35 protein-coding genes and 1 tRNA gene are annotated in these 25,993 nt (G+C 32.4%); 31 read left to right on the forward strand and 5 right to left on the reverse strand.

All coding sequences use genetic code 11. From position 1 onward, the window contains the following. Positions 1-14: 14 nt before the first annotated feature. Positions 15-91 (forward strand) — tRNA-Met (locus tag AJ886_RS06645). Between the two features lie 13 nt (positions 92-104). Here the strand turns inward: AJ886_RS06645 and AJ886_RS06650 are convergent. From AJ886_RS06650 to AJ886_RS06660, 3 genes are read right to left on the reverse strand one after another with little or no spacing between them, the layout of a single operon-like run. Continuing rightward, complete coding sequence (locus tag AJ886_RS06650) at positions 105-203, reverse strand: hypothetical protein (protein WP_002867513.1); 99 nt, start codon at positions 201-203, stop codon at positions 105-107. Continuing rightward, on the reverse strand, positions 200-1,270 hold the full coding sequence (gene rlmN / locus AJ886_RS06655) for a 23S rRNA (adenine(2503)-C(2))-methyltransferase RlmN (protein WP_070283724.1): 1,071 nt from the start codon (positions 1,268-1,270) through the stop codon (positions 200-202). Before rlmN ends, AJ886_RS06650 begins: the two co-directional genes overlap by 4 nt. Before the next feature lie 23 nt (positions 1,271-1,293). After that, positions 1,294-1,830: a purine-nucleoside phosphorylase gene (locus AJ886_RS06660; RefSeq protein ID WP_070283723.1), complete on the reverse strand. Its 537-nt coding sequence runs from the start codon at positions 1,828-1,830 to the stop codon at positions 1,294-1,296. Between the two features lie 79 nt (positions 1,831-1,909). On the opposite strand from AJ886_RS06660, the gene rsmA reads away from it, so the two are divergent. The 24 genes from rsmA to secY all read left to right on the forward strand — a co-directional run bounded on the left by rsmA (position 1,910) and on the right by secY (position 15,417). Continuing rightward, on the forward strand, positions 1,910-2,710 hold the full coding sequence (gene rsmA, locus AJ886_RS06665; RefSeq protein ID WP_070283722.1) for a 16S rRNA (adenine(1518)-N(6)/adenine(1519)-N(6))-dimethyltransferase RsmA: 801 nt from the start codon (positions 1,910-1,912) through the stop codon (positions 2,708-2,710). After that, a complete protein-coding gene (locus AJ886_RS06670) occupies positions 2,679-4,673 on the forward strand; it encodes a ribonuclease J (RefSeq protein ID WP_083267248.1) in 1,995 nt (664 codons plus the stop codon). The genes rsmA and AJ886_RS06670 overlap by 32 nt, the downstream gene beginning before the upstream one ends. Positions 4,674-4,708: 35 nt before the next feature. Next, a complete protein-coding gene (locus tag AJ886_RS06675; protein ID WP_002853086.1) occupies positions 4,709-5,470 on the forward strand; it encodes a pseudouridine synthase in 762 nt (253 codons plus the stop codon). Between the two features lie 200 nt (positions 5,471-5,670). Continuing rightward, positions 5,671-5,982: a 30S ribosomal protein S10 gene (gene rpsJ / locus AJ886_RS06680; RefSeq protein ID WP_002779353.1), complete on the forward strand. Its 312-nt coding sequence runs from the start codon at positions 5,671-5,673 to the stop codon at positions 5,980-5,982. Between the two features lie 9 nt (positions 5,983-5,991). After that, positions 5,992-6,567 carry a 50S ribosomal protein L3 gene (gene rplC / locus AJ886_RS06685; protein ID WP_070240244.1) on the forward strand — a complete coding sequence of 192 codons (576 nt, stop codon included), beginning with the start codon at positions 5,992-5,994 and terminating at the stop codon, positions 6,565-6,567. Then, positions 6,564-7,178 (forward strand): 50S ribosomal protein L4, encoded by a 615-nt coding sequence (gene rplD / locus AJ886_RS06690; protein ID WP_070240243.1) that lies wholly within the window; start codon positions 6,564-6,566, stop codon positions 7,176-7,178. Before rplC ends, rplD begins: the two co-directional genes overlap by 4 nt. A 2-nt stretch (positions 7,179-7,180) precedes the next feature. Then, positions 7,181-7,462, forward strand: a complete 282-nt coding sequence (locus AJ886_RS06695) for a 50S ribosomal protein L23 (protein ID WP_002856384.1) — start codon at positions 7,181-7,183, stop codon at positions 7,460-7,462. Between the two features lies 1 nt (position 7,463). Continuing rightward, positions 7,464-8,294 (forward strand): 50S ribosomal protein L2, encoded by an 831-nt coding sequence (gene rplB, locus AJ886_RS06700; protein ID WP_002825501.1) that lies wholly within the window; start codon positions 7,464-7,466, stop codon positions 8,292-8,294. A gap of 1 nt (position 8,295) precedes the next feature. Next, a complete protein-coding gene (rpsS, locus tag AJ886_RS06705) occupies positions 8,296-8,577 on the forward strand; it encodes a 30S ribosomal protein S19 (protein ID WP_002851509.1) in 282 nt (93 codons plus the stop codon). 10 nt (positions 8,578-8,587) lie between these two features. After that, positions 8,588-9,013: a 50S ribosomal protein L22 gene (rplV, locus tag AJ886_RS06710; protein WP_044778597.1), complete on the forward strand. Its 426-nt coding sequence runs from the start codon at positions 8,588-8,590 to the stop codon at positions 9,011-9,013. Further along, the gene (gene rpsC / locus AJ886_RS06715; protein WP_002851138.1) at positions 9,013-9,714 is read left to right on the forward strand and encodes a 30S ribosomal protein S3; all 702 of its coding nucleotides are present in this window, start codon (positions 9,013-9,015) and stop codon (positions 9,712-9,714) included. Before rplV ends, rpsC begins: the two co-directional genes overlap by 1 nt. Positions 9,715-9,716: 2 nt before the next feature. After that, positions 9,717-10,142, forward strand: a complete 426-nt coding sequence (gene rplP, locus AJ886_RS06720) for a 50S ribosomal protein L16 (protein WP_002779441.1) — start codon at positions 9,717-9,719, stop codon at positions 10,140-10,142. Next, positions 10,129-10,314: a 50S ribosomal protein L29 gene (gene rpmC / locus AJ886_RS06725; protein ID WP_002851566.1), complete on the forward strand. Its 186-nt coding sequence runs from the start codon at positions 10,129-10,131 to the stop codon at positions 10,312-10,314. Before rplP ends, rpmC begins: the two co-directional genes overlap by 14 nt. 11 nt (positions 10,315-10,325) lie before the next feature. Continuing rightward, positions 10,326-10,577, forward strand: coding sequence for a 30S ribosomal protein S17 (gene rpsQ / locus AJ886_RS06730; protein WP_002851549.1), 252 nt, complete (start codon positions 10,326-10,328; stop codon positions 10,575-10,577). Beyond that, complete coding sequence (gene rplN, locus AJ886_RS06735) at positions 10,577-10,945, forward strand: 50S ribosomal protein L14 (RefSeq protein WP_002779438.1); 369 nt, start codon at positions 10,577-10,579, stop codon at positions 10,943-10,945. Before rpsQ ends, rplN begins: the two co-directional genes overlap by 1 nt. Further along, positions 10,945-11,178 carry a 50S ribosomal protein L24 gene (rplX, locus tag AJ886_RS06740; RefSeq protein ID WP_002779437.1) on the forward strand — a complete coding sequence of 78 codons (234 nt, stop codon included), beginning with the start codon at positions 10,945-10,947 and terminating at the stop codon, positions 11,176-11,178. Before rplN ends, rplX begins: the two co-directional genes overlap by 1 nt. Positions 11,179-11,181: 3 nt before the next feature. Further along, positions 11,182-11,727 carry a 50S ribosomal protein L5 gene (gene rplE / locus AJ886_RS06745; RefSeq protein WP_070283720.1) on the forward strand — a complete coding sequence of 182 codons (546 nt, stop codon included), beginning with the start codon at positions 11,182-11,184 and terminating at the stop codon, positions 11,725-11,727. Between the two features lies 1 nt (position 11,728). Continuing rightward, a complete protein-coding gene (locus tag AJ886_RS06750; RefSeq protein WP_002851478.1) occupies positions 11,729-11,914 on the forward strand; it encodes a type Z 30S ribosomal protein S14 in 186 nt (61 codons plus the stop codon). Positions 11,915-11,923: 9 nt separating this feature from the next. After that, positions 11,924-12,319: a 30S ribosomal protein S8 gene (gene rpsH, locus AJ886_RS06755; protein WP_002860830.1), complete on the forward strand. Its 396-nt coding sequence runs from the start codon at positions 11,924-11,926 to the stop codon at positions 12,317-12,319. Between the two features lie 78 nt (positions 12,320-12,397). Beyond that, the gene (rplF, locus tag AJ886_RS06760; protein ID WP_002851302.1) at positions 12,398-12,934 is read left to right on the forward strand and encodes a 50S ribosomal protein L6; all 537 of its coding nucleotides are present in this window, start codon (positions 12,398-12,400) and stop codon (positions 12,932-12,934) included. A 9-nt stretch (positions 12,935-12,943) separates the two neighbouring features. Then, positions 12,944-13,300 (forward strand): 50S ribosomal protein L18, encoded by a 357-nt coding sequence (rplR, locus tag AJ886_RS06765; RefSeq protein ID WP_002860829.1) that lies wholly within the window; start codon positions 12,944-12,946, stop codon positions 13,298-13,300. Positions 13,301-13,311: 11 nt separating this feature from the next. Then, the gene (rpsE, locus tag AJ886_RS06770) at positions 13,312-13,755 is read left to right on the forward strand and encodes a 30S ribosomal protein S5 (protein WP_002779428.1); all 444 of its coding nucleotides are present in this window, start codon (positions 13,312-13,314) and stop codon (positions 13,753-13,755) included. A 4-nt stretch (positions 13,756-13,759) separates the two neighbouring features. Then, on the forward strand, positions 13,760-14,152 hold the full coding sequence (gene rplO, locus AJ886_RS06775) for a 50S ribosomal protein L15 (protein WP_002851292.1): 393 nt from the start codon (positions 13,760-13,762) through the stop codon (positions 14,150-14,152). Beyond that, on the forward strand, positions 14,152-15,417 hold the full coding sequence (gene secY, locus AJ886_RS06780) for a preprotein translocase subunit SecY (RefSeq protein ID WP_002860827.1): 1,266 nt from the start codon (positions 14,152-14,154) through the stop codon (positions 15,415-15,417). Before rplO ends, secY begins: the two co-directional genes overlap by 1 nt. Before the next feature lie 27 nt (positions 15,418-15,444). Here the strand turns inward: secY and AJ886_RS06785 are convergent, their stop codons facing one another. Next, positions 15,445-16,716: an MFS transporter gene (locus AJ886_RS06785; RefSeq protein ID WP_070210590.1), complete on the reverse strand. Its 1,272-nt coding sequence runs from the start codon at positions 16,714-16,716 to the stop codon at positions 15,445-15,447. A gap of 174 nt (positions 16,717-16,890) precedes the next feature. Between AJ886_RS06785 and topA the strand changes: the two genes are divergently transcribed. The 6 genes from topA to AJ886_RS06815 all read left to right on the forward strand — a co-directional run bounded on the left by topA (position 16,891) and on the right by AJ886_RS06815 (position 24,023). Beyond that, positions 16,891-18,993, forward strand: coding sequence for a type I DNA topoisomerase (topA, locus tag AJ886_RS06790; RefSeq protein WP_070243352.1), 2,103 nt, complete (start codon positions 16,891-16,893; stop codon positions 18,991-18,993). 1 nt (position 18,994) lies between these two features. Further along, complete coding sequence (locus AJ886_RS06795) at positions 18,995-19,831, forward strand: biotin synthase (RefSeq protein ID WP_070210588.1); 837 nt, start codon at positions 18,995-18,997, stop codon at positions 19,829-19,831. Further along, complete coding sequence (locus AJ886_RS06800; RefSeq protein ID WP_070287436.1) at positions 19,812-20,987, forward strand: cation:proton antiporter; 1,176 nt, start codon at positions 19,812-19,814, stop codon at positions 20,985-20,987. The genes AJ886_RS06795 and AJ886_RS06800 overlap by 20 nt, the downstream gene beginning before the upstream one ends. A 114-nt stretch (positions 20,988-21,101) precedes the next feature. Then, complete coding sequence (locus AJ886_RS06805; protein WP_052949469.1) at positions 21,102-22,370, forward strand: citrate synthase; 1,269 nt, start codon at positions 21,102-21,104, stop codon at positions 22,368-22,370. An 81-nt stretch (positions 22,371-22,451) separates the two neighbouring features. Next, on the forward strand, positions 22,452-23,216 hold the full coding sequence (locus AJ886_RS06810) for a 3'(2'),5'-bisphosphate nucleotidase CysQ (protein ID WP_070287438.1): 765 nt from the start codon (positions 22,452-22,454) through the stop codon (positions 23,214-23,216). Positions 23,217-23,255: 39 nt separating this feature from the next. After that, positions 23,256-24,023, forward strand: coding sequence for a hypothetical protein (locus AJ886_RS06815; protein ID WP_083267249.1), 768 nt, complete (start codon positions 23,256-23,258; stop codon positions 24,021-24,023). Between the two features lie 3 nt (positions 24,024-24,026). On the opposite strand, the gene AJ886_RS06820 is transcribed toward AJ886_RS06815, so the two are convergent. After that, on the reverse strand, positions 24,027-25,781 hold the full coding sequence (locus AJ886_RS06820; protein ID WP_070287131.1) for a hypothetical protein: 1,755 nt from the start codon (positions 25,779-25,781) through the stop codon (positions 24,027-24,029). Positions 25,782-25,993 lie beyond the last annotated feature (212 nt).

The following is a 25,993-nucleotide window of genomic DNA, read 5'->3' on the forward strand; positions in this document are numbered from 1 at the left end:
ATATTTTTATTTTAGTCAGGGTAGCTCAGCTGGTTAGAGCGCTGGTCTCATAAGCCGGAGGTCGGGAGTTCAAGTCTCCCCCTTGACACCATTAAGTGTAAGAATTATTTTTTTTCTTTTGTTACTACAAAAACAATTCCACCAAAACCTATAATTACAACAGCTGTTATAAAAATGATTTCGAAAATATCTAGCATTGTCATTGTTCTTTCGCCCTTTCTTTAAGCTGTCCACAAGCAGCTGAGATATCAAGTCCTTTACTTTCTCTTATAGTACAAGTTACACCTTTATTGCTGAGTAAATCTTGAAATTTAATCGCGTTTTCTAAACTAGGGCGTTTATATAAACTTCCTTCATGTGGATTAAAGAGTATTAAATTCACTTTAGCTTTAATGCCGTTTAAAAGCTTGACTAATTCTTTAGCGTGTTCAAGCTTATCATTGATACCATCAATTAAAAGATATTCAAACATCACTCTTTTTCTTTGATCTATAGGAAATTCACGCACCGCATCCATAATCGTAGCGATATTATAAGCTTTATTGATAGGCATAAGTTCGGTTCGAAGCGCGTCATTAACCGCGTGTAATGATATAGCAAGTAAAACACCTAAATTCATTTGACCTAATTCTTTGATTTGTTTTGCCAAACCGCTAGTACTGATGGTTTGACGGCGAGGACTTATGGCAAGCCCATCATTTTGTGCTAAAATTTTTACCGCTTTAGAAACATTTTTAAGATTATCCAAAGGCTCGCCCATACCCATATATACTATATTTACACGGCGTTCATAAGGGATATTATTTTGTTTTTTGATCCATAAAATTTGTCCGACTATCTCCCCTGCACTTAAATTTCTTTTCAAACCACCCTTGGCAGTAAGACAAAAACTACATCCACTTTTACAACCCACTTGAGAAGAAACACAGATAGTGTATCTTGCATAAGAAATTCTTTTGCCTTCTGCGTCTATTTTTTCTTCTTTCATAGGCAAAAGCACACTTTCTACCCTTAAACCATCAACGAGTTCAAAAAGATATTTTATACTTCCATCTTTACTTTGCTCATTTTTAACACATTTTACAGGAGAGAAATGAAAATTTTGCGTAAGTTCTAAACGTAGATCTTTTGGTAAACTTGACATATCGGAAAAATTATTGGCGTATTTTTGATAAATCCATTGATAAATTTGTTTCACGCGAAACATCGGTTTGATTTTTTCTCCTAATTCTTCAGGTAAAAAATCTAAAATATTAACAAGCTCTTTCAAAATTATTTTCCTTTTTTGAATTTTTAAATATAATGATATTTTTTTAAGTATTCTTCTAATTTTTCTTTTGCCTTTTGATGATTTTTTATAAAATCTTCGTGAGCGTTTTCATTGCAAAAATTTGTTGCACACAAAATACACTCTGCATCAATATTTAAATTTTTAGCTACGCTCAAAACAGAAAAGGCTTCCATATTTTCTGCAAAAAAACCTAATTTTGAAAATTCTTTTGCTGCTTTTGAATTTTGACAAATATAATTTGAAGAATTGATTTTTATTGTTTCACGAGAAACATTTTCTTTTTCTAAGCAAATTTCATATTTTGCAGGAGTATAAAATGCATGTGAAATTTTAGAAAATTCTACATTAAAAGCGTGCAAACTTCTATAAATTTCTAAAATCTCTCCCTTATCATAAAGCCCACAAGTTCCTATAAATATAAGTTTTGATGGTTTTTCTTTGAAACAAAGTTGACTCAAATGAAAAGCTGATTCAACCAAACCTATGCCTATAGCTTTTGCAAAAGAAAAATTTTCATTTCCACCCGCACAAACAATCATTTTGATCCTTATAAAATTTTACAAAAATAATTCTACCTAAAAAGACTTAATTAAGAATTTTTAGATAAAATTATTTCTTATGGTTAAAGCAAAAAAACAATACGGACAAAATTTTTTAATCAATAAAAGCGTATTAGTAAAAATCATCCAAGCCATACCCAAAGAGATGAACAATATCATCGAGATTGGGCCTGGCTTAGGTGATTTAACGCAAGAACTTTTAAAAATTTCTCAAGTAAAAGCTTATGAAATCGATAATGATCTCATACCTATTTTAAAAAAGAAATTTCATAAAGAACTTGAATGTGGAAAATTTAACTTGATTCATCAAGACGCAAGCGAAGCTTTTAATCCTAGTCTTGATGAAAAAGCATATTTTTTGGTTGCAAATTTGCCTTATTATGTTGCAAGTCACATTATATTAAAAGCTTTAGAAGATAAAAATTGTCTAGGGCTTATTGTAATGGTGCAAAAAGAAATGGCTGAAAAATTCTGCGCTAAAGAAGGAAATAGTGAGTTTTCTTCCTTAGGTGTTTTAAGTGCAATGATTTGCAAAAGAAAAATACTTTTTGATGTTGATCCACAATGTTTTAATCCACCGCCAAAAGTTATGTCAGCGGTGATGAGTTTAATTAAAACTAAGGATTTTGATGAACTTTGCGAAATAGAAAATTTCAAAAATTTTCTAAAAGACTGTTTTAAAGCTCCTAGAAAACAACTCTTAGGAAATTTAAAAACATACAAAGCAAAAGTTTTAGAAGTTTTAAGCACTCTTGGCTTAAAAGAAAACATCAGACCACATGAAATTTGCGTTGATTCATACCTTAAAATTTATGACAAATTAAAGGATGAATATGGACGAAAACAAAGAGATAAATAAAAACGAACAAAATCCGAACTCAAATTCAAAAAACAATAAACGCTATAAATATAAAAATCGCAGAAAAAAATTAGCCGATTCTTTGCAAAATGAAAACGATACTTCAAAAATCGATCAAAATTCTAACAAGGAAATTTCTGAAAACTCAGAGAATAAAACTGAGAAAAAAAAGAAAAAAAATCGCAATCTTCCTTCAAAACTCACAGGCAATGAAGATTGGCAAATCGCTCTTGCAGAATGTATAGAAGCTAACCGTGTTTCACATGAAAACCGCTTACACCCCTTAAAATATAATAATTCTAGCGAACATAAAATCCGCATCACTCCTTTAGGAGGCTTAGGGGAAATTGGTGGAAATATCAGTGTTTTTGAAACCAATAAAGACGCAATTATAGTAGATATAGGTATGAGTTTTCCTGATGGAACTATGCATGGGGTAGATATTATCATCCCTGATTTTGACTATGTAAGAAAAATTAAAGATAAAATTCGCGGTATAGTGATCACTCATGCACACGAAGATCATATCGGTGCGGTGCCTTATTTCTTTAAAGAATTTCAATTTCCTATCTACGCTACACCTTTGGCTTTAGGAATGATTTCAAACAAATTTGAAGAACATGGCTTAAAAGCAGAACGCAAATGGTTTCGTCCTGTAGAAAAACGTAAAGTTTATGAAATAGGTGAATTTGATATAGAGTGGATCCACATCACGCATTCTATCATTGATGCTTCAGCACTTGCGATCAAAACAAAAGCAGGAACGATTATCCACACAGGTGATTTTAAAATTGATCAAACTCCAATCGATGGCTATCCAACAGACTTAGGGCGTTTGGCACATTATGGAGAAGAAGGGGTTTTATGTCTTTTAAGCGATAGTACAAATTCGTACAAAGAAGGTTATACAAAAAGTGAAAGCTCCGTAGGGCCAACTTTTGATCAAATCTTTGCACGTACCAAAGGCAGGGTGATCATGAGTACTTTTAGTTCTAATATCCACCGCGTTTATCAAGCTATCACTTATGGTTTAAAATACGGTAGAAAAGTTTGTGTGATCGGTCGTTCTATGGAAAGAAATCTTTATACTACTATGGAATTAGGCTATATCAAACTTGATAGAAAAATTTTCATCGATGCTGATGAAGTAAGCAAATACAAAGACAATGAAGTGCTTATCGTAACTACAGGAAGTCAAGGTGAAACTATGAGTGCGCTTTATAGAATGGCAACAGATGAGCATAAATTTATAAAAATCAAACCTACAGATCAAGTAATCATTTCAGCTAAAGCTATACCAGGAAATGAAGCAAGCGTTTCTGCAGTGCTTGACTATCTTTTAAAAGCAGGAGCTAAAGTAGCGTATCAAGAATTTAGTGAAATTCATGTAAGCGGACACGCTAGTATAGAAGAGCAAAAGCTTATGCTAACTCTTACTAAACCTAAATTTTTCTTACCGGTTCATGGGGAATACAACCATATCACCAAACACAAAGAAACAGCAATGAAGTGCGGTATCCCTGAAAGAAATATTTATCTTATGAGTGATGGCGATCAAGTAGAACTTTGCCAAAAATATGTCAAACGCATAAAAACCGTAAAAACAGGTAAAGTTTTTGTAGATAATCAAATCAACAAACAAATCGCCGATGATGTAGTTATAGATCGCCAAAAACTTGCAGATAGTGGTATAGTAGTTATTATCGCACAAATTGACAAAGCTACAAAAACACTGATCAACAAACCAAGAGTATTTAGCTATGGGCTAGTAGCTGACAAACACGATCATGCTTTTAGCAAAGATATGGCTGAAGTTTTAGGACAATTTTTCATCAATGTTAAAGATGAAGTACTCAATGATCCAAGATTTTTAGAAAATCAAATCCGCCAAGTTTTAAGAAAACACATCTTTAGAAAGATTAAAAAATACCCAACCATAGTTCCAACTATTTTTGTAATGTAAAAAAGGGCAAAAACGCCCTTTTTAAGGAAGATCAAATGAGAATTAATAAATTTATATCCCATAACACCCGCTATTCACGCCGTGAAGCCGATGAACTTATCAAACAAGGCTTAGTAAAAATAAACAACAAAATTGCCCTTTTAAGCGATGAAGTTAAATTTGATGATAAAGTTTTTGTTAAAGGTAAAAGAGTACAAAAAAGAACGCAATTTAGCGTGATAATCTACCATAAACAAAAAGGTGAAATTGTCAGTAAAAAAGACGATCGTGGAAGAAAAACTATATATGATACCTTGCCAAGACAATTTAGTACTTGGCTTAGCGTAGGCAGGCTGGATTATGCAAGTGAAGGCTTACTTTTGCTTACAGATTCTCCTGTGATTGCCGATGCTTTAATGCATAGCGATTTAGAAAGAGAATACTACCTTAAAGTTAAAGGCACGGTGAGCAAACAAGTCATCGAAGCCATGCAAAATGGACTTGAGATTAAAAATGAAAAAAAAGGCGCGCATGCAAAAACTAAAATTACCTCTATGAGTTTTGCTCCTTTTATAGACTTTGAAATTTTTGGATCAAGTGGAGGCTATACTAAGCTTAGAGTGGTTATAAATGAAGGTAAAAATAGAGAGCTTAGACGCTTTTTTGGACATTTTGATCTTGAGGTTATGGATCTTAAGCGTGTTGCTTTTGGGGCTTTAGATCTTGGTATGTTAAAGGCGGGAAAACACCGTTATTTAGAAAATGGCGAATATGAAAAATTAAGAGATTTTTTGAAATTTAATGAAATAAGATATTGATCATTATATACAAAAATTTAAAAAATAATGATAATTTTTAAATTCTAAAAATTCTATTATTATTATCCTTTTTAAAAGGAAAATAATAGAAAAATTTCATCAAATTCCTTGACTTTGAAAACAAGATTTTATATACTCTCATTTCAATTTTTATAAATTGGTTAGTTTTTAACTAACGAGTTCTTTTTAAAGGAAATATTATGGAAAGAATTAGGCTTAAGCTAAAAGCTTATGACCATCGAGTACTAGACAGAACAGTTGCAGCAATCGTAGAAGCTGTTAAAAGAACAGGTGCGGATATCAGAGGTCCGATACCAATGCCTACTAAAATCAAACGCTATACAGTTTTAAAATCTCCACACATTAACAAAGATTCTCGTGAGCAGTTTGAGATAAGAATTCACGCGCGTATGCTAGATATAGTAGCAGCGACTCCAGATACAGTTGATTCTTTAACTAAGCTTGATTTAGCGCCAGAAGTAAGCGTTGAAGTAAGAGCTATGGGTAAGTAAGGATAAGATATGGAATATATTGTAGAAAAAATCGGAATGAGCAGAACAATTACTAATCCAAGTATCGCTGTAACTTTACTAAGAGTTGTAAATGCAAAAGTATGTGAAGTTGAAGGCGGAAAGGCTTTAGTAGCATATCCAAAAGGTAAAGCAAGTAATAAATGTGTCGCAGGACAACAAAAAAAGTATAATCTTTCTGCAGAATACAATAGATTTGCGACTTTAGAAGTAGCAAATACTGAAGCAGGAGATTTAGATGAAACTCCATTAAATGAAGCAAAAATTTTAAAAGTAAGCTTTAACACCAAAGGTAGAGGTTATAGCGGTGTTATGAAAAGACATAACTTTGCAGGGGGTCCAGCAAGTCACGGTTCGAGATTTCATAGACGCCACGGATCTATTGGTAATAGAGAATGGCCAGGTCGTGTTCAACCAGGTATGAAAATGGCAGGACACTATGGAAATACTAAAGTAACCGTTAAAAACGAAGTTGTATCTTATGATTCTGAAAACAAAATTTTAGTAGTTAAGGGTGCAGTACCAGGTTATAATGGTGCTATGGGTAAAATAAGGATTGCAAAATGAGTAAAGTAGTTGTTTTAAATGATAAATTAGAAAAAGCAGGTGAACTTGATTTACCTTCAAAATATGCGGAAGTAAATCCACACAATCTTTACTTATATGTAAAATCTTACCTTGCAAGTTTAAGAGCAAATACAGCTCATACTAAAGGTAGAAGTGATGTAAGCGGTGGTGGTAAAAAACCTTGGAGACAAAAAGGTCGTGGCGGTGCTAGAGCGGGTTCAACAAGAACTAACGTTTGGGTAGGCGGTGCGGTTGCTTTTGGTCCAACAAATGAAAGAAACTACTTTCAAAAAGTAAATAAAAAACAAAAAAGATTGGCGCTTGAAAGAGCTTTAGCAGATAAAGCAGCTAAAGGTACGTTATTTACTGCTGATTCTTTGGCTATTGAAAGTGGTAAAACAAAAGATGCAAACGCTGTGATTAAAAAACTTGGCGTCAAAGATGCTTTAATCGTTAAAGATTTACTAGATGAAAAAACACTTTTAGCTTACAGAAATTTAGCAAATTGCTATGTAGTTGATGTAACTGAAGTAAATGCTTATTTAGTATCTGTATTTAATGCTGTTATCATAGAAAAATCAGCGTTAGAATCTATTACAAAAGAGGGATAATTATGGCAGATATTACTGATATAAAGACTATACTTTACACAGAAAAAAGTTTGAATTTGCAAGAGCAAGGTGTCGTAGTTATTCAAACTTCACCAAAGATGACTAAAACAGGCTTAAAAGCGGTTTTAAAAGAGTATTTTGGTGTAACTCCAAAAAGCATCAATTCATTAAGAATGGATGGAAAAGTTAAGCGTTTTAGAGGTCGTTTAGGTCAAAGAAACGATTACAAAAAATTCTATGTTAAGCTACCTGAAGGTGTTAGCTTAGAAAATACGGAGGCTTAAGATGGCAATTAAAACTTATAAACCATATACTCCAAGTAGAAGATATATCACAGGTTTAAGCTCTGAAGATATTACAGCTAAACCAAGTGTACGCTCACTACTTGTTAAACTTCCAGCACACGCAGGTCGCAACAGCTATGGAAGAATTACAAGTCGTCATAAAGAAGCGGGTGCTAAAAAACTTTACAGAATTATTGATTTTAAACGTCGTAAATTCGGTATAGAAGGCAAAGTAGAAGCGATCGAGTATGATCCATACAGAAATTGTAGAATTGCTTTGATTGCTTATAAAGATGGGGAAAAAAGATATATTCTTCAACCACGTGGATTAAGTGTTGGAGATATCGTTGCAGCTGCTGAAAGCGGACTTGATATTAAACCAGGTAATGCAATGAAGCTTAAAAACATTCCTGTGGGTACTATTGTTCATAATGTTGAGTTAAAACCAGGTAAAGGCGGTCAAATGATCCGTTCTGCAGGTGCTTATGCGCAACTTATGGGTAAAGAAGAAAAATATGTTATCTTAAGACTTGCAAGTGGCGAAATGAGACAAGTTTTAGCTGAATGTATGGCAAGTATCGGCGAAGTTGGAAATGAAGAATGGGCTAATGTAACTATCGGTAAAGCAGGTAGAAATCGCCATAGAGGTATCCGTCCACAAACTCGTGGTTCTGCTATGAACCCAGTAGATCACCCGCACGGTGGGGGTGAAGGTAAGAAAAATTCAGGCCGTCATCCAGTAACTCCATGGGGTAAACCAACTAAAGGTGCGAAAACTCGTCGTAAAAAAGCTAGCGATAAGCTAATAATTTCAAGAAGAAAAGGAAAGTAAGATGGCTAGATCACTAAAAAAAGGTCCTTTTGTTGATGATCATGTAATGAAAAAAGTCATCGCTGCTAAAAAGGCTAATGATAATAAACCAATTAAAACTTGGTCAAGAAGAAGCACAATTACTCCTGATATGATAGGACTTACATTTAATGTTCATAATGGTAAAAGCTTTATTCCAGTTTATATTACTGAAAATCATATCGGTTATAAGCTTGGTGAATTTGCTCCAACACGCACATTTAAAGGGCATAAAGGCTCTGTGCAAAAGAAAATTGGTAAGTAAGGGATAAGATATGAGTAAAGCATTAATTAAATTCATAAGATTATCTCCAACTAAAGCAAGATTGATTGCTAGGGAAGTTCAGGGGATGAATGCAGAATTAGCTATGGCTAGTTTAAAATTTATGCCAAATAAAGGTGCAAAATATATCGCAAACGCAATTTCAAGTGCAGTAGCAAATGGTGGCTTTGAAGCAAACGAAGTGATTGTAAAAAGTTGTCGCGTGGATGCAGCTGCGGTGTTAAAAAGATTTAGACCAAGAGCTAGAGGAAGTGCAAGTCGTATTAGAAAACCAACTTCACATATTTTAGTAGAAGTGGCAAAAGCAGAAGTGAAAGCTGAAGAGAAAAAAACAGTAGCTAAAAAAACTACTACAACAAAAGCTCCAGCTAAAAAAACAACAAGCACTAAAAAAGCAACAGTGAAAAAGGAAAGCTAATGGGACAAAAAGTTAATCCAATTGGTCTAAGACTAGGAATCAATAGAAACTGGGAATCAAGATGGTTTCCAACTAAAGCAAATTTAGTAGAAAATATCGGTGAAGATTACAAAATCAGAGCTTTCTTAAAAAGAAAACTTTATTACGCAGGAATTAGCCAAATTTTAGTAGAAAGAACTGCTAAAAAACTTCGCGTTACTGTAGTTGCTGCAAGACCAGGTATCATCATCGGTAAAAAAGGTAGTGATGTTGATAATTTAAGAAAAGAATTGCAAGATTTAATCGGTAAAGATGTAAATATCAATATCAAAGAAGAAAGAAAAGCAGGAGCTTCAGCTCAACTTGCTGCTGAAAGTGTTGCAACTCAACTTGAAAAAAGAATTGCTTTTAGAAGAGCAATGAAAAAAGTAATTCAAGGCGCGCAAAAAGCAGGTGCTAAAGGGATTAAAGTTTCAGTTTCTGGTCGTTTAGGCGGTGCTGAAATGGCAAGAACAGAATGGTATCTTGAAGGACGCGTTCCACTTCATACTTTAAGAGCAAAAATCGATTATGGTTTTGCAGAAGCTAGAACTACTTATGGAAACATAGGGGTTAAAGTATGGATCTTTAAAGGTGAGGTATTACACAAAGGTATGCAACCTGAAAAAACTGAAGAAAGTGCTCCAGCTAAAAAGCCAAGACGCACAAGAAGGGGTAAATAATCATGTTAATGCCAAAAAGAACTAAATATCGCAAAATGATGAAAGGGCGTAACAGAGGTTATGCTAATCGTGGAACAGAATTTACTTTTGGTGAATTTGCATTAAAAGCAACTGAAGCAGGACGTATTAACTCACGCCAAATCGAAGCAGCGCGTATTGCTTTAACTCGTTTTGTTAAAAGACAAGGAAAAACTTGGATTAGAGTTTTCCCAGATAAGCCTTTGACAAAAAAACCTTTAGAAACTCGTATGGGTAAAGGTAAAGGTGCTGTTGAGGAGTGGGTAATGAATATCAAGCCAGGCCGTATCATTTATGAAATGGCAGGAGTAAGCGAAGAAATGGCAAGAGAAGCATTGACTTTAGCTATGCATAAACTTCCATTTAAAACTAAGTTTGTTACAAGAGAGAGCCAAAATGAAATATACTGAGATTAAAGATAAAACAGCAGCTGAGCTTGCAACAATGCTAAAAGAAAAAAAGGTGCTTTTATTCACTTTAAAACAAAAGCTAAAAACAATGCAACTTACTAATCCAAAAGAGATTAGCCAAGTAAAAAAAGACATTGCTAGAATAAATACAGCAATTAACGCTTTAAGATAAGGATAGAGAAAATGGCATTTAAAAGAGAAATTCAAGGCGTTGTTGTTAAAATCGCTGGTGAAAAAACCGCAAGTGTTTTGGTTGAAAGAAAAGTGGTTCATCCAAGATATAGAAAAATTGTTAAACGCTTTAAAAAATATCTAATTCATGATGAGAGAAATGAAGTTAAAGTGGGTGATACTGTTGTTGCAGTAGAATGCAGACCACTTTCAAAAAGAAAATCATTTCGCTTAAAATCTGTATTAGCTACAGGAGTTGAGTAATGATTCAAAGTTTTACAAGACTTGCAGTTGCTGATAATAGCGGTGCAAAAGAATTAATGTGTATCAAGGTTTTAGGGGGTAGCAAAAGAAGATACGCTACCGTAGGTGATGTAATCGTTGCATCTGTTAAAAAAGCTTTACCAAATGGAAAAGTTAAAAAAGGTCAAGTGGTAAAAGCGGTTATCGTTAGAACTAAAAAAGAAATTCATAGAGATAATGGTTCTTTGATTCGTTTTGATGAAAATGCTGCGGTTATTCTTGACAACAAAAGAGAGCCTATCGGAACTCGTATCTTTGGGCCAGTGGGCAGAGAAGTTAGATATGGTGGCTTTATGAAAATCGTTTCACTAGCACCGGAGGTATTATAATGGCGGTTAAATTAAAAATCAAAAAAGGTGATAGCGTTAAGGTTATCACAGGCGATGATAAAGGTAAAACAGGTAAAGTTTTAGCGGTATATCCAAAAACACTTAAAGTGGTAGTTGAAGGATGTAAAATCGCTAAAAAAGCTATTAAGCCGAGTGAGAAAAACCCAAATGGTGGTTTTATCAATAAAGAAATGCCAATGGATATTTCCAATGTGGCAAAAGTTCAGGAGTAAGCGATGATGAGATTAAAAGAAAAATATAATCAAAGCATTAAACCTGCATTGGTTAAAGAATTTGATATTAAAAATCCTATGCTTATCCCTGTGATCGAAAAAGTAGTTATCAGCGTAGGTGCTGGTGAGTTGGCTAAAGATCAAAAAGTATTGCAAAATGTTGCAGATACTATTTCTTTAATTGCAGGACAAAAGGCTGTAATTACTAAAGCTAAAAAATCAGTTGCAGGATTTAAAGTTCGCGAAGGTTTTCCTGTGGGTGTAATGGTAACTTTAAGAAAAGAAAATATGTATGCTTTTCTTGATAAATTAATTTCTATTGCTTTGCCAAGAGTGAAAGACTTTAGAGGTTTAAGTAGAGATGGTTTTGATGGACGCGGAAACTATAACTTCGGTCTTGATGAGCAGTTGATGTTCCCAGAAGTGGAGTATGATAAAATTTTAAGAACTCATGGTATGAATATTTCTGTAGTTACAACAGCACAAAATGACAAACAGGCACAAAAGTTATTAGAACTTATCGGTGTGCCATTTACAAAAGGAAAGTAAGATGGCTAAAAAATCAATGATTGCAAAAGCGGCACGCAAGCCTAAATTTAAGGTTAGAGCTTATACGAGATGCCAAATTTGTGGGCGTCCGCATTCGGTTTATAGAGATTTTGGAATTTGCAGAGTTTGCTTAAGAAAAATGGGCAATGAAGGTTTGATTCCAGGTCTTAAGAAAGCAAGTTGGTAAGGATAAAATATGATAAATGATATTATTTCAGATTCACTCACTCGTATCAGAAATGCAGGAATGAGAAAGCTTGAAACAACCAAGCTTTTACATTCTAAAGTTGTAGAAGCTTTAGTTGGAATTTTTCAAGCTAAGGGCTATATTGAGAGTTTTAACGTTATTGAAGAAGATAAAAAGAAATTTATCAATGTAGTTTTAAAATACGATGAAAAAGGTAAGAGTGTTATCAATGAGCTTAAAAGAATTTCTAAGCCCGGTCGTCGTGTTTATAAAGGTAAAGATGAAATCAAGCGTTTTAAAAATGGTTATGGTACTATTGTAGTTAGCACAAGTCGTGGCGTTTTGGCTAATGATGAAGCTTATAAAGCAGGTGTTGGCGGCGAAATTTTATGTACTATTTGGTAAAAAATCTGCTTTTTATGGCATTGGGTATCCATTCTTTTAAAAAAGTAGAAATATCCTAGACAAATAAAAAGGAAAAATATGTCTCGTATAGGTAAACAACCGATTGCTATTCCAGCAGGAGTAGAAGTAAAATTAGAAGGAAATTTGCTTAAATTTAAAAAAGGAAATTTGGCAAAAGAACTTGATACTAAAGCAAATGTAAATGTTGAGATTAAAGATAATAATATTCTTTTTTCTCCAAAAGGTGAAGATAGACAAAGTAGAGCTTATTGGGGAACTTACAGAGCTTTAGCTTACAATATCGTTGTAGGTTTAACTCAAGGTTTTTCAAAAACTCTTGAAATCAATGGAGTTGGTTATAAAGCAGCTTTAAAAGGTAAAGTTTTAGAACTAAGCCTTGGTTTTTCTCATCCTATTAATTATGATATTCCAGAAGGAATTGAAATTGTAGTGGATAAAAATACTATTGCAGTTAAAGGAAGTGATAAACAAGTTGTAGGTCAAGTTGCTGCTCAAATTCGTGAATTTAGACCACCAGAGCCATATAAAGGAAAAGGCGTTAAGTATTCTGATGAACGCATTATCCGCAAAGCTGGTAAGACATCTAAGAAGTAAGGGTAGAATATGAGAGCAAATGTATTAAAAAGAAAACTAACTTTAAGAATCAAAAGAAAAAAAAGAATTAGAGCGAAAATTTCAGGTTGTGAAAATTTTCCAAGAATTTCTGTATTTAAATCGAACAGAACTCTATATATCCAAGCGATTGATGATGCAAAAGCTGTAACTTTAGCAGCAGTTGATGGACGCAAACTTGGCGTTAAAGCAAATAAAGAAGGCGCTAAAAAAATCGCTGCTGAATTTGCTAAAACTTTAAAAGCTAAAAAGATAGAACAAGCTGTTTTTGATAGAAATGGTTATGTATATCATGGTGTTATTGCAGTTTTGGCTGAATCTTTAAGAGAAAATGGCATTAGGCTATAAGGGGTAAATCGATGGAAAAATATAATAGAGAAGAATTTGAAGAAGTAATCGTCGATATCGGCAGAGTTACTAAGGTTGTTAAAGGTGGTAGAAGATTTAGATTTACTGCTTTAGTTATCGTTGGAAACCGCAAAGGTTTAGTAGGTGTTGGTTATGGTAAGGCTAAGGAAGTTCCAGATGCTATCCGTAAAGCTGTTGACGATGCGTTTAAAAATATCGTTGAAGTTAAAACTAAAGGCTCAACTATCGCTCACGATGTAGAGGTAAAATATAATGCAAGTAGAATTTTACTTAAACCAGCTAGTGAAGGTACAGGAGTTATCGCAGGTGGTTCTACACGCCCTATCGTGGAACTTGCAGGTATTAAAGACATCTTAACCAAGTCTTTGGGTTCAAATAATTCAGCTAATGTGGTTCGTGCTACAATCAAAGCTTTAACAATGTTAAAAGGATAAGAAGATGAATTTAACAAAAGCAGCGGGTTCAACGCATAAAACTAAAAGAATTGGCCGTGGTCAAGGTTCTGGCATGGGTAAGACTGCTACTAAAGGGGGTAAAGGTCAAACTGCTAGAAAAGGTTATAATGAAAAAAGAGGTTTTGAAGGGGGTCAACAACCGCTTCAAAGAAGACTACCAAAAGTAGGTTTTACTTCTAAAATTCAAAAACCTTATGTGATCAATGTTGAAAAAATCACAGCTGTAAAAGAGCTTAGTGAAATTACATTTGAGAGTATTAAAAGTGTTCACAAAATTTCAAAATCTGTGAATAAAATCAAATTAATTGGTGCAAGTGCAAAAGATTTAGTATCAAAAATCAAAGACGAGAATATTAGCGTCACCGGATCAAAATAATGAATAGAGCATTGACGAATAAGATTTTAATCACCTTAGCATTTTTGTTTGCTTATAGGGTTCTGGCTTATGTGCCAGTTCCTGGCGTCAATGCTGATGTGATTGCGGAATTTTTTAATAACAATCAAAACAATGCTTTGGGTTTATTTAATGTTTTTAGTGGTGGAGCGGCTGAACGCTTTTCTATCATTTCTTTAGGTATTATGCCTTATATTACTGCTTCTATTATTATGGAGCTTCTTGCAGCAACTTTTCCAAATATTGGTAAGATGAAAAAAGAGCGTGATAGTATGCAAAAATATATGCAAATTATCCGTTATGCGACTATTGTGATTACTTTGGTTCAAAGTATAGGCGTTGCTATAGGTTTGCAAAGCTTACATGGTCGTGGTGGCGCAGGGGCTATAATGGTGGAAGATTTAAATATGTTTATCGCACTTTGTGCTATTTCTATGCTTGCAGGAACTATGCTTTTAATGTGGCTTGGCGAACAAATTACACAAAGAGGTATAGGAAATGGTATTTCTTTAATCATTTTTGCAGGTATTGTTTCAGGTATTCCAAGAGCGATTTCAGGAACTGTAGGACAAATTAATTCAGGTGAGATGAATTTCTTAACCGCTTTTGCAATTTTTGCTTTGATTTTAATCACTATAGGCGTGATTATTTATGTAGAACTTGGAGAAAGAAGAATTCCTATTTCTTATTCTCGTAAAGTTGTAATGCAAAATCAAAACAAACGCATTATGAATTATATTCCTATTAAACTCAATCTTAGTGGAGTTATTCCACCGATTTTTGCTAGTGCGATTTTGATGTTTCCAACAACGATTTTACAAACTAGTACAAATCCTTATCTACAAGCCATTAATGACTTTTTAAATCCAAATGGTTATTTGTTTCATGTTTTAACTTTCTTGTTTGTAATTTTCTTTGCTTATTTTTATGCTTCTATTGTATTTAACGCTAAAGACATAGCAGAAAATTTGAAAAAGCAAGGCGGTTTTATCCCTGGAATTCGTCCAGGTGAAGGAACTTCAAATTATCTTAATGAAGTGGCTTCTCGTTTAACTTTATCAGGTTCTATTTATTTAGGGCTTGTTGCAACCTTGCCTTGGGTTTTGGTGAAATTTATGGGTGTGCCTTTTCATTTTGGCGGTACTTCTGTACTTATTGTAGTTCAAGTAGCGCTTGATACAATGAGAAAAATTGAAGCTCAAATTTATATGAGTAAATACCAAACTTTAAGTGCAGTAGGTTTGTAATAAATAAAATTAGCAAGATTTTTCTTGCTAATTTATCCTAGGTTTTTGCTTTAAAAATAAAAACACAATGCACACTATAAAAATTACTATTGACCATATTAAAAAAGCATCTACAAGACCCATTTGCCTAACGATAGGTTGAGAGATAATAGGACTTAAAAATTGTCCTAAAAATATACAACTTGCTAAAATTCCATAAGCCCTAGCGCGAGCATTTTCGGGACAGATTGAAAAAAGATAAGCCGTATTATTTACAAGCATAATACCTCCGCCCATTCCAAGCAAAGCTAAGGCGATTAAAACTGTGAAAAAGCTATCTACTAAAAAAAGCAGCAAAAAAGAACAAGATACGATAAAAAGAGTTAAAACATAGATAGTTTTAATACTTAAGAATTTTATAATATATCTATAGCTTAGAGAGAAAAAACCATAACATAGTGCAGATACAGACATCGAAATACCTATATATTTAGGGTCCAATCTTAAATGTTCTTCTATATAGTAAGGAAGTTGAGTTGGCGAAATATAATAAACTACCATGATAAAAAAACCTATAAAATAGATAGGGAAAAATTGCCAATAATTTGTTTTTGCTTCTATTTTTGTATGATTATAGAATTTAAATTTTCTAGGTTCAAAAAGATAAATGATAGCCATTAAGGTAATTAAAATTCCAAGTCCATACACCAAAAAAGGATAACGCCAAGAATAACTTGAAACAAATCCCGCAATAGAAATAAAAATAGCACCCCCTACCGCACAAAAAAATCCTTGAAGACTTAAAGCATTTTCTCTGCGATTAAAGCCACCGCGACTATAATAATCTCCAAGTAAAGCCGAAGCGCCTGTCATTATAAAAGCAGTTGCCATACCAAAAATAGCTCTTGAAGTCAGTATAGCGTAAATATCATTTAAGAAAAAGCCACTTACCCCAGAAATAGTCCAAACCACCATAGCCGGAAGAATGAATTTTAATTTGCCAAATTTATCCATTAAAATACCAGCAAATGGAGATAAAATGACAACAAAAATAGCAGGAATGGTTAAAACTAAGCGAACAAGTATATCAAGATGAGCTAATGTGAAACTTGAAGCAAGAGTAGCACCACTTTGGGTTAAAAGTTCTTCAAAATGTCTGTTGATAGCAGGTAGAGCAGATGAAATGACTACACTTCCTAGCATAGTCATAGCGGCCATAGAAAACACAGCTGCTTTAAATCCGGATTTTTCGGTAATTTGAATTATTTTTTTATCCATTTTTGTATCATTTGGATGAAATTTATAAGTTTTGCCATTCATAATTTTGCCTTTTTTATTTTATTATACTCCAAAAATTATGATTTGTATTTAAAATTACTTAAAATTATATTTTATTTATTTTGTTATGATAGTTTTGTTTTTAAAATATATTTTATAAGTAGAATTTTAAATAATTTTAGCTAAATTCAGCTTTTTATTTAACAAGGGTGTAAAATGAAGAAAAATTTAATCATAGTAGAATCTCCTGCAAAAGCTAAAACCATAGGAAATTTTTTGGGAAAAGATTATGAAGTGATTGCTTCTAAAGGACATATTAGAGATTTACCTAAATCAAGCTTTGGGATTAAAATAGAAGATGATGAATTTATCCCTGAGTATAGAATCACAAGCGATCATAGCGCCTTAGTTAAAGAACTTAAAAGCAAAGCCAAAGATGCCAAAGAAGTCTATCTTGCAACGGATGAGGATAGAGAAGGAGAAGCCATAGCTTATCATATTGCAAAAGCTATAGGAAAAGATGAAAACACCTTGCCACGCATCGTTTTCCATGAAATTACTAAAAGTGCTATAGAAAATGCTTTAAAAAATCCAAGAAAATTAGATATGCACTCTGTAAATGCCCAACAAACTAGACGCCTTTTAGATCGCATTGTAGGATATAAACTCAGCCCCTTATTGGGGCAAAAAATTCAAAGAGGACTTAGCGCAGGGCGTGTTCAAAGTGCGGCTTTAAAGATCATAGTCGATCGTGAAAAAGAAATTCGTGCCTTTGTACCACTGGAATATTTTAGCATAGATATGATTTTTCAAAAAGATTTGGATGCAGAACTAGTTGAGTTTGACAAAGCTAAGATAGAAAAACTTACCATTATCAACAAAGATCGTGCCAAACTTGTACTGGAAGCTTGCAAAAATGAAGCTTATACTATAAGTGACATTGAAAGCAAAGAAAGAAAAATCGCTCCACCACCTCCTTTTATGACTTCAACTTTACAGCAAAGTGCTAGCAATCGCCTTGGTTTTAACCCTAAAAAAACCATGATGATAGCTCAAAAACTCTATGAAGGAGTAAATACTCACGAGGGCGTGATGGGGGTTATTACCTACATGAGAACTGATAGTTTAAATTTGGCCAAAGAAGCTATAGAAAATGCAAGAAAATTCATACAAGCAAATTTTGGCCAAGATTATCTTCCAAGCAAAGCAAATGTATATACTACAAAGGCCAAAGGTGCTCAAGAAGCCCATGAAGCTATACGCCCTACAAATTTAAGTTTTACCCCAGAAATTGCGGCTAAATTTTTAGACAAAGATGAGTTAAAACTTTACACACTTATTTACAATCGCTTTTTAGCCTGTCAGATGAATCCTGCTATTTCTCAAACTCAAAATGTGTTTGTAAAAAATGATAGAGCAGTTTTTAAAATAAGCGGTAGAAAAATCCTTTTTGATGGATATTATAAAGTTTATGGCGATATGGATAAGGATAAAATTTTACCAAATCTTAAAATAGGTGAAAATTTAAAAATACAAAATTTAGAAATGAGCTCACATTTTACCGAACCGCCTTCAAGGTATTCAGAAGCAGGCCTTGTAAAAAAACTTGAAAGTTTGGGTATAGGTCGCCCTTCTACTTATGCGCCAACTATTTCTATACTTACAAGCCGTGATTATGTAAAAATAGACAAAAAACAACTCATTCCTAGTGAAATCGCTTTTAATGTAACCGAAGTGCTTGAGAAAAATTTTAGCGATATAGTAGATAGTAAATTTACTTCAAACCTTGAAAACACCTTAGATGAAATCGCTGAAGATAAGGCAGATTGGCAAGAAATTTTAAAAGAATTTTACTATCCTTTTATGAGAAAAATCGAAGAAGGAAAAACAAAAATTGCTAGTCAAAAAACTGTCACAAAACTAGGTGAAAGTTGTCCTGATTGTGGCGGGGAACTTGCTATTAGAAAAGGGCGTTTTGGAGAATTTGTAGCGTGTTTAAATTTCCCAAAATGCAAGTATTCAAGAAATTTAAAAAGTGAAAGTAAAAATGAAAGCGAAAACACAGCCGCAAAAGCCAAAGCCAATGGTACAGGTATTACTTGTCCAAGTTGTCAAAAAGGTGAAATCGTAGAACGCTTTTCAAAACGCGGTAAATTTTATGGTTGTAGTGCTTATCCAAAATGCAATTTTATAAGCAAATACAAACCAAGTGAAGAAAAATGCGAAGAGTGTGGCGAAACTTTAGTGATAAAAGAGCTTAAAAAAGGTACATTCTTAGAATGCTTAAAGTGCAAAATCAAAAAAGAAATGAAGGATTAAAATGCAAATCATGCTTTGTGCTATTTCAAATATAGCGAGTGGAAATTGTTCAGAAGACTGTAAATACTGTACCCAAAGTGCCCATGTAAAAACAGATATTCAAAAATATCGTCGTAAAGAACTTTCACAAATCGTTTTAGAAGCAAAAATGGCAAAGAAAAATGAAGCCTTGGGTTTTTGTTTGGTTACAGCAGGACTTGGGATTGATGATGAAAAGCTTGAGTATGTTTGCGAAGCTGCTAAGGCTGTGCAAAAAGAAGTGCCTAACTTGCTTTTAATTGCCTGTAATGGCATGGCAAGCGTGGAGCAACTCAAAGAACTTAAAAAAGCAGGAATTTTTTCTTATAATCACAATCTTGAAACTTCTAAGGAATTTTTTCCACAAATTTGCACCACGCATACTTGGGAAAGTAGATTTCAAACCAATTTAAACGCTAAAGAAGCAGGGCTTATGCTTTGTTGTGGTGGAATCTATGGTATGGGTGAGAGTGAAGAAGATAGGCTAAGTTTTAGAAAATCTTTGCAAGAATTACAGCCTTTTTCAACGCCTATTAATTTTTTTATAGCAAATGAAAATTTAAAACTACAAGTTCCAAGACTTGGCGCTGATGAAGCTTTAAAAATCGTGCGTGATACCAAAGAGGCTTTACCGCAAAGCGTGGTAATGGTAGCAGGTGGGCGTGAAGTGGTATTACGAGAAAGACAATATGAAATTTTTCAAGCAGGTGCTGGGGCTATTGTTATAGGGGATTATTTAACCACTAAAGGTGAAGAACCAAGTCAAGATATAATAAAATTAAAAGAAATGGGATTTACTTTTGCATCAGAGTGTCATTGATCCGCAAGGTTTAATTGATCTAAAAATTCTTATTGTTATAGCTTTATGCTTACTTTTTTCTCCGCATATTGCAAAAATTTTACGCTTGCCTCTTTCGGCTACTGAAATTATTTTAGGGGCGATAATAGCGTATTTTGGTTTCATAGGAAAAAGTGAAAATTTTGCACTTTTAGCAAATGTAGGTTTTTATTATCTAATGTTTATAGCGGGTATGGAAGTCAATTTAAGAGCTTTTTTCAATATGGATAAAGAAGTTGTCAAAAAAAGCTTTTTTTATATTTTTTTACTTTATGCTTTATCTTCTTTTATAGTATGGATTTTTGGACTTTCTTTAGTATTTGTTATCATTATACCTGTGATGAGTGTAGGGCTTTTATCTTTACTTTTTAAGGATTTTGGAAAAGAGTGTTATTGGCTAAATATTGCTATGATAGTAGCTACTTTAGCTGAGGTGATTTCTATTGTGCTTTTGACTATAGCGGGAGCTTTTTTGCGCGAAGGAACAGGTATTATTGATGTAGTGCAAAGTATTTTATATCTTAATATCTTTTTGGGACTTTGTTTGCTTGGGTTTAAAATGCTTGGTGTGCTTTTTTGGTGGTATCCTCAGCTTAAAGTTGTGCTTATGCCATGGGAAGATAAAAATGAAAAAGATATAAGATTTTGTATGGCGATTTTTATACTGATCATTGTTGCTATGGTTATTACAAAACTTGAAATCGTTCTTGGTTCTTTTATAGCAGGTTCATTTATAGCTACTTTTTTTGATCATAAAAAAGATCTTGAGCACAAGCTTTCTACTTTTGGACACGGGTTTTTGATCCCTATTTTTTTTATCCATATAGGTTCAACCTTTGATCTTAAAATGATTTTAGATTATAAAATCGTTTTACAAGCATTTTTACTTATGTTTGTTATGGTGGGCTTAAGAATTTTATGTGCAAGTGTTTTTTTAAAAAGAATTGGTTTTAAAAATATGATTTTATTTGGTCTTAGTCATTCTATGCCTTTAACCTTGCTTATAGCAACAGCTACTCTGGGTTATTCGGGCAAGGTTATTGATGAGAAGCTTTATTCAGCACTTATTTTAACAGCGTTGTTTGAGGCTATTATTGTTATGAGTATGATTAAATTTCTTTCCAATTCTAAAAAATGAAAGTTACTTTTTTACTCAAAAAAGCAAACAAAATCTTAAAAATTTAATAATAAAAAAACTCATAATCGCCCTTTTTTGTTAGAATTAATAAAAGTAACAATAAAAGGAGCGAAAATGTCAAATTCCGTTACTATAACCGATAATAGAAATGGAAAAAGCTATGAATTTCCTATATATGATGGTACAACTGGCCCAAGCGTTGTGGATATGTCAAGTTTTTATAAACAAACAGGAATGTTTTCTTATGATGAGGGCTTGACTTCTACAGCTACTTGTAAATCAAAAATCACTTATATTGATGGAGAAAACGGAATTTTAATGCACCGTGGCTATCCTATAGAGTGGCTTGCTGAAAACAAACTTTATTTAGATGTGGTTCATCTTTTACTTTATAAAGAACTACCTGATGCTACGCGTCTTGAAGCGTTTCGTTATGAAATGAAAAAGCGTTCTTTTATCCATGAAGGTATGCATCGTCTTTTTGATTCTTTCCCTGATAATGCTCATCCTATGGCAGTTTTACAAGGTGCTGTTTCATCGCTTAGTGCTTTTTATCCTGATCATTTAAATATGAACGTAAAAGAAGAATATATGGAAATGGCAGCTAGAATAGTCGCTAAAATCCCTACTATAGTCGCCACCGCTTATAGATATAAACATGGCTTTCCTATGGCTTATCCAAATTTAGATCGTGGTTTTACAGAAAATTTCTTATATATGTTAAGAACTTATCCTTACGATCATGTAGAGCTTAAACCTATAGAAGTAAAAGCACTTGATACAGTTTTTATGCTTCATGCAGATCATGAGCAAAATGCTTCAACTTCAACGGTTCGTTCTGTGGGTTCAACTCATGCTCATCCTTATGCCTGTATAGCAGCAGGTATTGGTGCACTTTGGGGTCATGCACATGGTGGAGCTAATGAAGGTGTTATTAGAATGCTTGAGCAAATAGGTAGTGTTGATAGGGTAGATGAATTCATCAAAAGGGCTAAGGATAAAAACGATCCTTTCCGTTTGATGGGCTTTGGGCATAGGGTTTATAAAAATTTTGATCCTAGAGCAAAAGTACTTAAAAAACTTCGTGATCAACTTATTGATGAGTTGGGTATTGATACCAATCTTATTAAAGTAGCAACGCGTATAGAAGAGATTGCTTTAAATGATGATTATTTTGTTCAAAGAGGGCTATATCCGAATGTTGATTTTCATAGTGGACTTATTTTAAAAGCCTTAGGTATTCCAAATGAAATGTTTGCTACTTTATTTGTTATAGGACGCACCCCAGGATGGATAGCTCAGTGGATAGAACAAAAAGAGCAAGAAAGTCTTAAAATAGTCCGTCCAAGACAACTTTATTTGGGTGAAACTAGTAAAATTTAATTAAAAATTTTTGTGGAAATTAAAAATTCCACAAAATCTTCTTGTATAATTTTAAAAAATCTTATAGAAAGTCTTATAATCATGCTTAATCTTGATAAATTTTTAGAAATTGCTATAAATGCTAGCAATCAAGCTTCTAAAGCTATTTTAGAAGAGAGAAAAAATTTTAAAACTTGGGAAAAAGAAGATAAAAGCCCGCTTACATCAGCAGATCTTGCTTCTAATAAAATTCTAAATGATATTTTAGGTTCTACGGATATTAAAATTCTATCAGAAGAAAAATTACTCAGCAAAGAAGAGTGTGAAGAATTAAAAACTTTTTGGCTTATCGATCCTCTTGATGGAACAAGTGGTTTTTTAAAAGGCAGTGATGAATTTTGTGTTATGATAAGTTTGGTTCATGACAATCGCCCTGTTTTATCGCTTATACAAAATCCATCAAAAGGTGATATATTCTATGCTCATGCAAAAACCAAGGTTTATAAAAACGATAAACCTTTGCAAATTGACCAGCAAGAATACGAGAAAAATAAATATAAAGCCTTATTGAGTGTTAATCATCTTAGCAAAGAAGATGAAGACTTTGCAAAAGAGCATCAATTAGAAGCTATTAATATAGGCTCTGGATTAAAATTTTGTGCTATTTTAGAGGCTAAGGCAGGAGTTTATAAAAGATTTGAAAAGCTTAATATTTGGGATATTGTAGCAGGAGATTTTTTGATTAATCAAAATGGAGGATTTATGGGGGATTTTTCTAAAAAATACATTTTATATAACCCTTTAGATTATAAATCCAGTCCTTTTATTTGTGTTTCATCTATGAATTTTTTACAAGATTTTTTATAAAATAAAGAGTATAATTTTATATTTAAATAATTTACAAGGATGAAAATGAGGTATTGTTTCATTTTGTTTTTAAGTTTAGTTTTAAGTTCTAATCTTTTGGCAAATAATTTTTCTCAGAAAAAAGTTATTAAAATTGAAAAAAGCGCAGATAGTTTTGAGCTAATAGATCTAAATCAAAATGTTGCAAATCCAAATCTAAATCAACAAAAAGCATTGTTTGATAGTTCTACTTTGATTGAAAAAAAATCACAAATCACCAAAGATAAAGATATTGATTTTGCTATTGTATTAACTTTTAGGAAAAATTTTGGTTATTTTTTAGATGGTTTTAGAGTGAGTGATAAGGAGTTTTCTACATTATTTGCTAAAAATTTGATTCAAAGTTTAAAGCTTAATTGGGTTAATTCTGCTGCAAATGGTATTTATCAAAGTTCTAAAACTTTGTCACATTTTAGTCCTAAAGATGCAAAACTTATAAATGTAAGTCCTTTTTTAACACAAGAAAAAGACAAGGCTAAAATGTATGCTAAATTTACAGATTATGTTGTGGTGGTAAATTTGCAAGATTTTTATGTAAATATTACAAATTATTTTATCACAACTAGTAAAGAGGGTGTGGCTAATGTTAATTTTAAAATTATTTCTACAAGCAATGGAAAAATTCTTTCAGCTAAAAATGCAAAATTAAATTTGACATTAAAAGATCAAGATGCAAAGCAAAATTATCAAGATATTATAAACCAAATGCCAAAAATGCTAGCTGATGTTATCAAAAACCAAATTTTCCACCTAAAGCTCTTAAACTAAGCTTTAGTTTAAAATATCTTTAATCAGTTTTTGCAAATTCCTTTTTGTTTCTTCTTGTTCTTTTATGATAAAACATTTTGCTTTTGGCCAAAAATAACTTTTAGGATTTTCAAATTTTCCCCAACGCCAATCAAATCTAGGATGTAAAAGAACTATAGTAGGAATATCCATAGCTAAGCTTAAATGCGCTATAGCACTATCAATACTAAGCATACAGTCAATATCATATAAATAATTTAGAGTATCATTCCAATTTTTTATAAGCTTGCTTCTATCTTCTATTACCTTAGGCAATTCTTCTTTTAATTGCATTTGAAAAGAAATGATTTCATAATCTAAGTCTTTTAATATATCAAATAAAAATTCAAATTTTACATTTCTTAATAAATCAGAATTTTCAGCATTAGGAGTAGCATAAAAAATACCAAGTTTTTTTCTTTTATTATGCGGTTTTTTCTGTGGCAATATAGGTGTTTTTAATCGTGAAATCTCATCAAGCTTAATATCAATAAAAAAAGGCAAAGAACAAATAGGAATAGCATAATCAAAATTTGTAGGTAGATTTTTTAAAACCTTTACATTTTTAAAAATATCATCATTTTGATTTAAAAATTTGATTTGATTTTTAAACATTTCATACATGGCACTTTGAGGAGCAAATAAAACCTTTGAAGCGATTTTGCAAAGTTTTTCTAAGCATCTTGCATACATTATAGTATCGCCAAAGCCTTGCTCGCAAAATACTAAAACTTCTTTATTTTTAAAAGCATCAATGCCAAATTTATTAAAAGCTTTTATGCTTTCATTATAATGATAAGTAGAAAAAGTTTCATTATGAGCATAAAACAATCTACTTTCATAATACTTCTTACCCTCTTCAAAATTATCATCCACTCCCATACGCATCAAAAGATAAGCCAAATCAAATTGATAGGTTGCATGAGAATCCAAACTAAGACATTTTTTATAAGCATGATAAGCTTCTTGATAGTTTGAGTTAAATTCTAAGACCTTAGCATAGTTTTGCCAAAACTGTGCATGGTGTTGATTGGTTTCTTGTAGTGATTGAAAAAGTTCTAAAGAATCAGATATTCTAAAAAGCTTAAAAAGTAAGTATGCTTTTTGGGGTAAAATTTGATGAGTTAAAAAATCTTCTATTTTAGAAATAGTAAGGTTTTCTTTGGTTTTACTGTGAAGCCTATCTTCGAGTTTGACTAAATTAAGATTGGTTTGTTCAGCAATGATTCCTTTTTGCAGTTTATCAATCAAATCTTGCATAAAATGACACAAGTGTTCATGTGCATTTAATGCCTTAGTAAAATCATGTTTAAAATAAATTTCTGCATAATTTTTCCATAGATTAAGATTATACATATCTTTAGAAAGCAATTCTTTGAAAATTTGTTCAGATTCTTCTAGTTTGTTGCTCAGTTTATAAATAAAAGCCAATTCTAACTTAAGTTCATCCTCTAAATCATCTTTGCGAGTTAAAAGTGTTTGTAATAAATTCAAGGCTTCATCAAGTCTTAAATTTTCAATATAGCTTTTAGCAAGCATAAGACCATTAAAACTTGTAGGATTTAAAGAAAAAAGCTCTTGAGCATAATATAAAGCTTTTTGAAAAAGAGAAAGTTTATAAGAAGAAAGCGTAGCAAATTCTAAAGCAAATTTTGGACTTTCTTTTAAAAATTGCTCACTCAAGTTTAAACATTTTTCATAATTAGCATTAAAATAATAATAATGAATTTTATCAAACATATTTTTCCTTGATAGTTACATTAAAATCTAATATTATCTTATAAGTTGCATAAAAAGATAATTATATTTTTATAAAATTAAATAATAAAACAAAAATAAAAAAATATAACAACATCCATCCTAATAATTTTAAATTATCAGGATGAAATTTTTAACAAGTAGGAGAGTAAACTAATCAAACTAAGTATTATCTTTTGTGATATTACCAAAGA

It is taken from the genome of Campylobacter sp. BCW_6465 (genome assembly GCF_001762815.1).
GTDB lineage: Bacteria > Campylobacterota > Campylobacteria > Campylobacterales > Campylobacteraceae > Campylobacter_D > Campylobacter_D jejuni.

Coding starts and splice junctions, on each gene's coding strand:
- rpsQ (WP_002851549.1), top strand. CDS start 10,326: ATGGCATTTAAAAGAGAAATTCAAGGCGTTGTTGTTAAAATCGCTGGT.
- rsmA (WP_070283722.1), top strand. CDS start 1,910: ATGGTTAAAGCAAAAAAACAATACGGACAAAATTTTTTAATCAATAAA.
- rplB (WP_002825501.1), top strand. CDS start 7,464: ATGGCAATTAAAACTTATAAACCATATACTCCAAGTAGAAGATATATC.
- AJ886_RS06805 (WP_052949469.1), top strand. CDS start 21,102: ATGTCAAATTCCGTTACTATAACCGATAATAGAAATGGAAAAAGCTAT.
- AJ886_RS06750 (WP_002851478.1), top strand. CDS start 11,729: ATGGCTAAAAAATCAATGATTGCAAAAGCGGCACGCAAGCCTAAATTT.
- secY (WP_002860827.1), top strand. CDS start 14,152: ATGAATAGAGCATTGACGAATAAGATTTTAATCACCTTAGCATTTTTG.
- rplE (WP_070283720.1), top strand. CDS start 11,182: ATGATGAGATTAAAAGAAAAATATAATCAAAGCATTAAACCTGCATTG.
- rplF (WP_002851302.1), top strand. CDS start 12,398: ATGTCTCGTATAGGTAAACAACCGATTGCTATTCCAGCAGGAGTAGAA.
- AJ886_RS06675 (WP_002853086.1), top strand. CDS start 4,709: ATGAGAATTAATAAATTTATATCCCATAACACCCGCTATTCACGCCGT.
- AJ886_RS06660 (WP_070283723.1), bottom strand. CDS start 1,830: ATGATTGTTTGTGCGGGTGGAAATGAAAATTTTTCTTTTGCAAAAGCT.
- rplP (WP_002779441.1), top strand. CDS start 9,717: ATGTTAATGCCAAAAAGAACTAAATATCGCAAAATGATGAAAGGGCGT.
- rplO (WP_002851292.1), top strand. CDS start 13,760: ATGAATTTAACAAAAGCAGCGGGTTCAACGCATAAAACTAAAAGAATT.
- rplR (WP_002860829.1), top strand. CDS start 12,944: ATGAGAGCAAATGTATTAAAAAGAAAACTAACTTTAAGAATCAAAAGA.
- AJ886_RS06795 (WP_070210588.1), top strand. CDS start 18,995: ATGCAAATCATGCTTTGTGCTATTTCAAATATAGCGAGTGGAAATTGT.
- AJ886_RS06820 (WP_070287131.1), bottom strand. CDS start 25,781: ATGTTTGATAAAATTCATTATTATTATTTTAATGCTAATTATGAAAAA.
- AJ886_RS06695 (WP_002856384.1), top strand. CDS start 7,181: ATGGCAGATATTACTGATATAAAGACTATACTTTACACAGAAAAAAGT.
- AJ886_RS06785 (WP_070210590.1), bottom strand. CDS start 16,716: ATGAATGGCAAAACTTATAAATTTCATCCAAATGATACAAAAATGGAT.
- AJ886_RS06810 (WP_070287438.1), top strand. CDS start 22,452: ATGCTTAATCTTGATAAATTTTTAGAAATTGCTATAAATGCTAGCAAT.
- rpsJ (WP_002779353.1), top strand. CDS start 5,671: ATGGAAAGAATTAGGCTTAAGCTAAAAGCTTATGACCATCGAGTACTA.
- rpsS (WP_002851509.1), top strand. CDS start 8,296: ATGGCTAGATCACTAAAAAAAGGTCCTTTTGTTGATGATCATGTAATG.
- rplV (WP_044778597.1), top strand. CDS start 8,588: ATGAGTAAAGCATTAATTAAATTCATAAGATTATCTCCAACTAAAGCA.
- rplX (WP_002779437.1), top strand. CDS start 10,945: ATGGCGGTTAAATTAAAAATCAAAAAAGGTGATAGCGTTAAGGTTATC.
- AJ886_RS06815 (WP_083267249.1), top strand. CDS start 23,256: ATGAAAATGAGGTATTGTTTCATTTTGTTTTTAAGTTTAGTTTTAAGT.
- rplN (WP_002779438.1), top strand. CDS start 10,577: ATGATTCAAAGTTTTACAAGACTTGCAGTTGCTGATAATAGCGGTGCA.
- AJ886_RS06670 (WP_083267248.1), top strand. CDS start 2,679: ATGAATATGGACGAAAACAAAGAGATAAATAAAAACGAACAAAATCCG.
- rpsE (WP_002779428.1), top strand. CDS start 13,312: ATGGAAAAATATAATAGAGAAGAATTTGAAGAAGTAATCGTCGATATC.
- rplD (WP_070240243.1), top strand. CDS start 6,564: ATGAGTAAAGTAGTTGTTTTAAATGATAAATTAGAAAAAGCAGGTGAA.
- topA (WP_070243352.1), top strand. CDS start 16,891: ATGAAGAAAAATTTAATCATAGTAGAATCTCCTGCAAAAGCTAAAACC.
- rpmC (WP_002851566.1), top strand. CDS start 10,129: ATGAAATATACTGAGATTAAAGATAAAACAGCAGCTGAGCTTGCAACA.
- rplC (WP_070240244.1), top strand. CDS start 5,992: ATGGAATATATTGTAGAAAAAATCGGAATGAGCAGAACAATTACTAAT.
- AJ886_RS06650 (WP_002867513.1), bottom strand. CDS start 203: ATGACAATGCTAGATATTTTCGAAATCATTTTTATAACAGCTGTTGTA.
- rpsC (WP_002851138.1), top strand. CDS start 9,013: ATGGGACAAAAAGTTAATCCAATTGGTCTAAGACTAGGAATCAATAGA.
- rpsH (WP_002860830.1), top strand. CDS start 11,924: ATGATAAATGATATTATTTCAGATTCACTCACTCGTATCAGAAATGCA.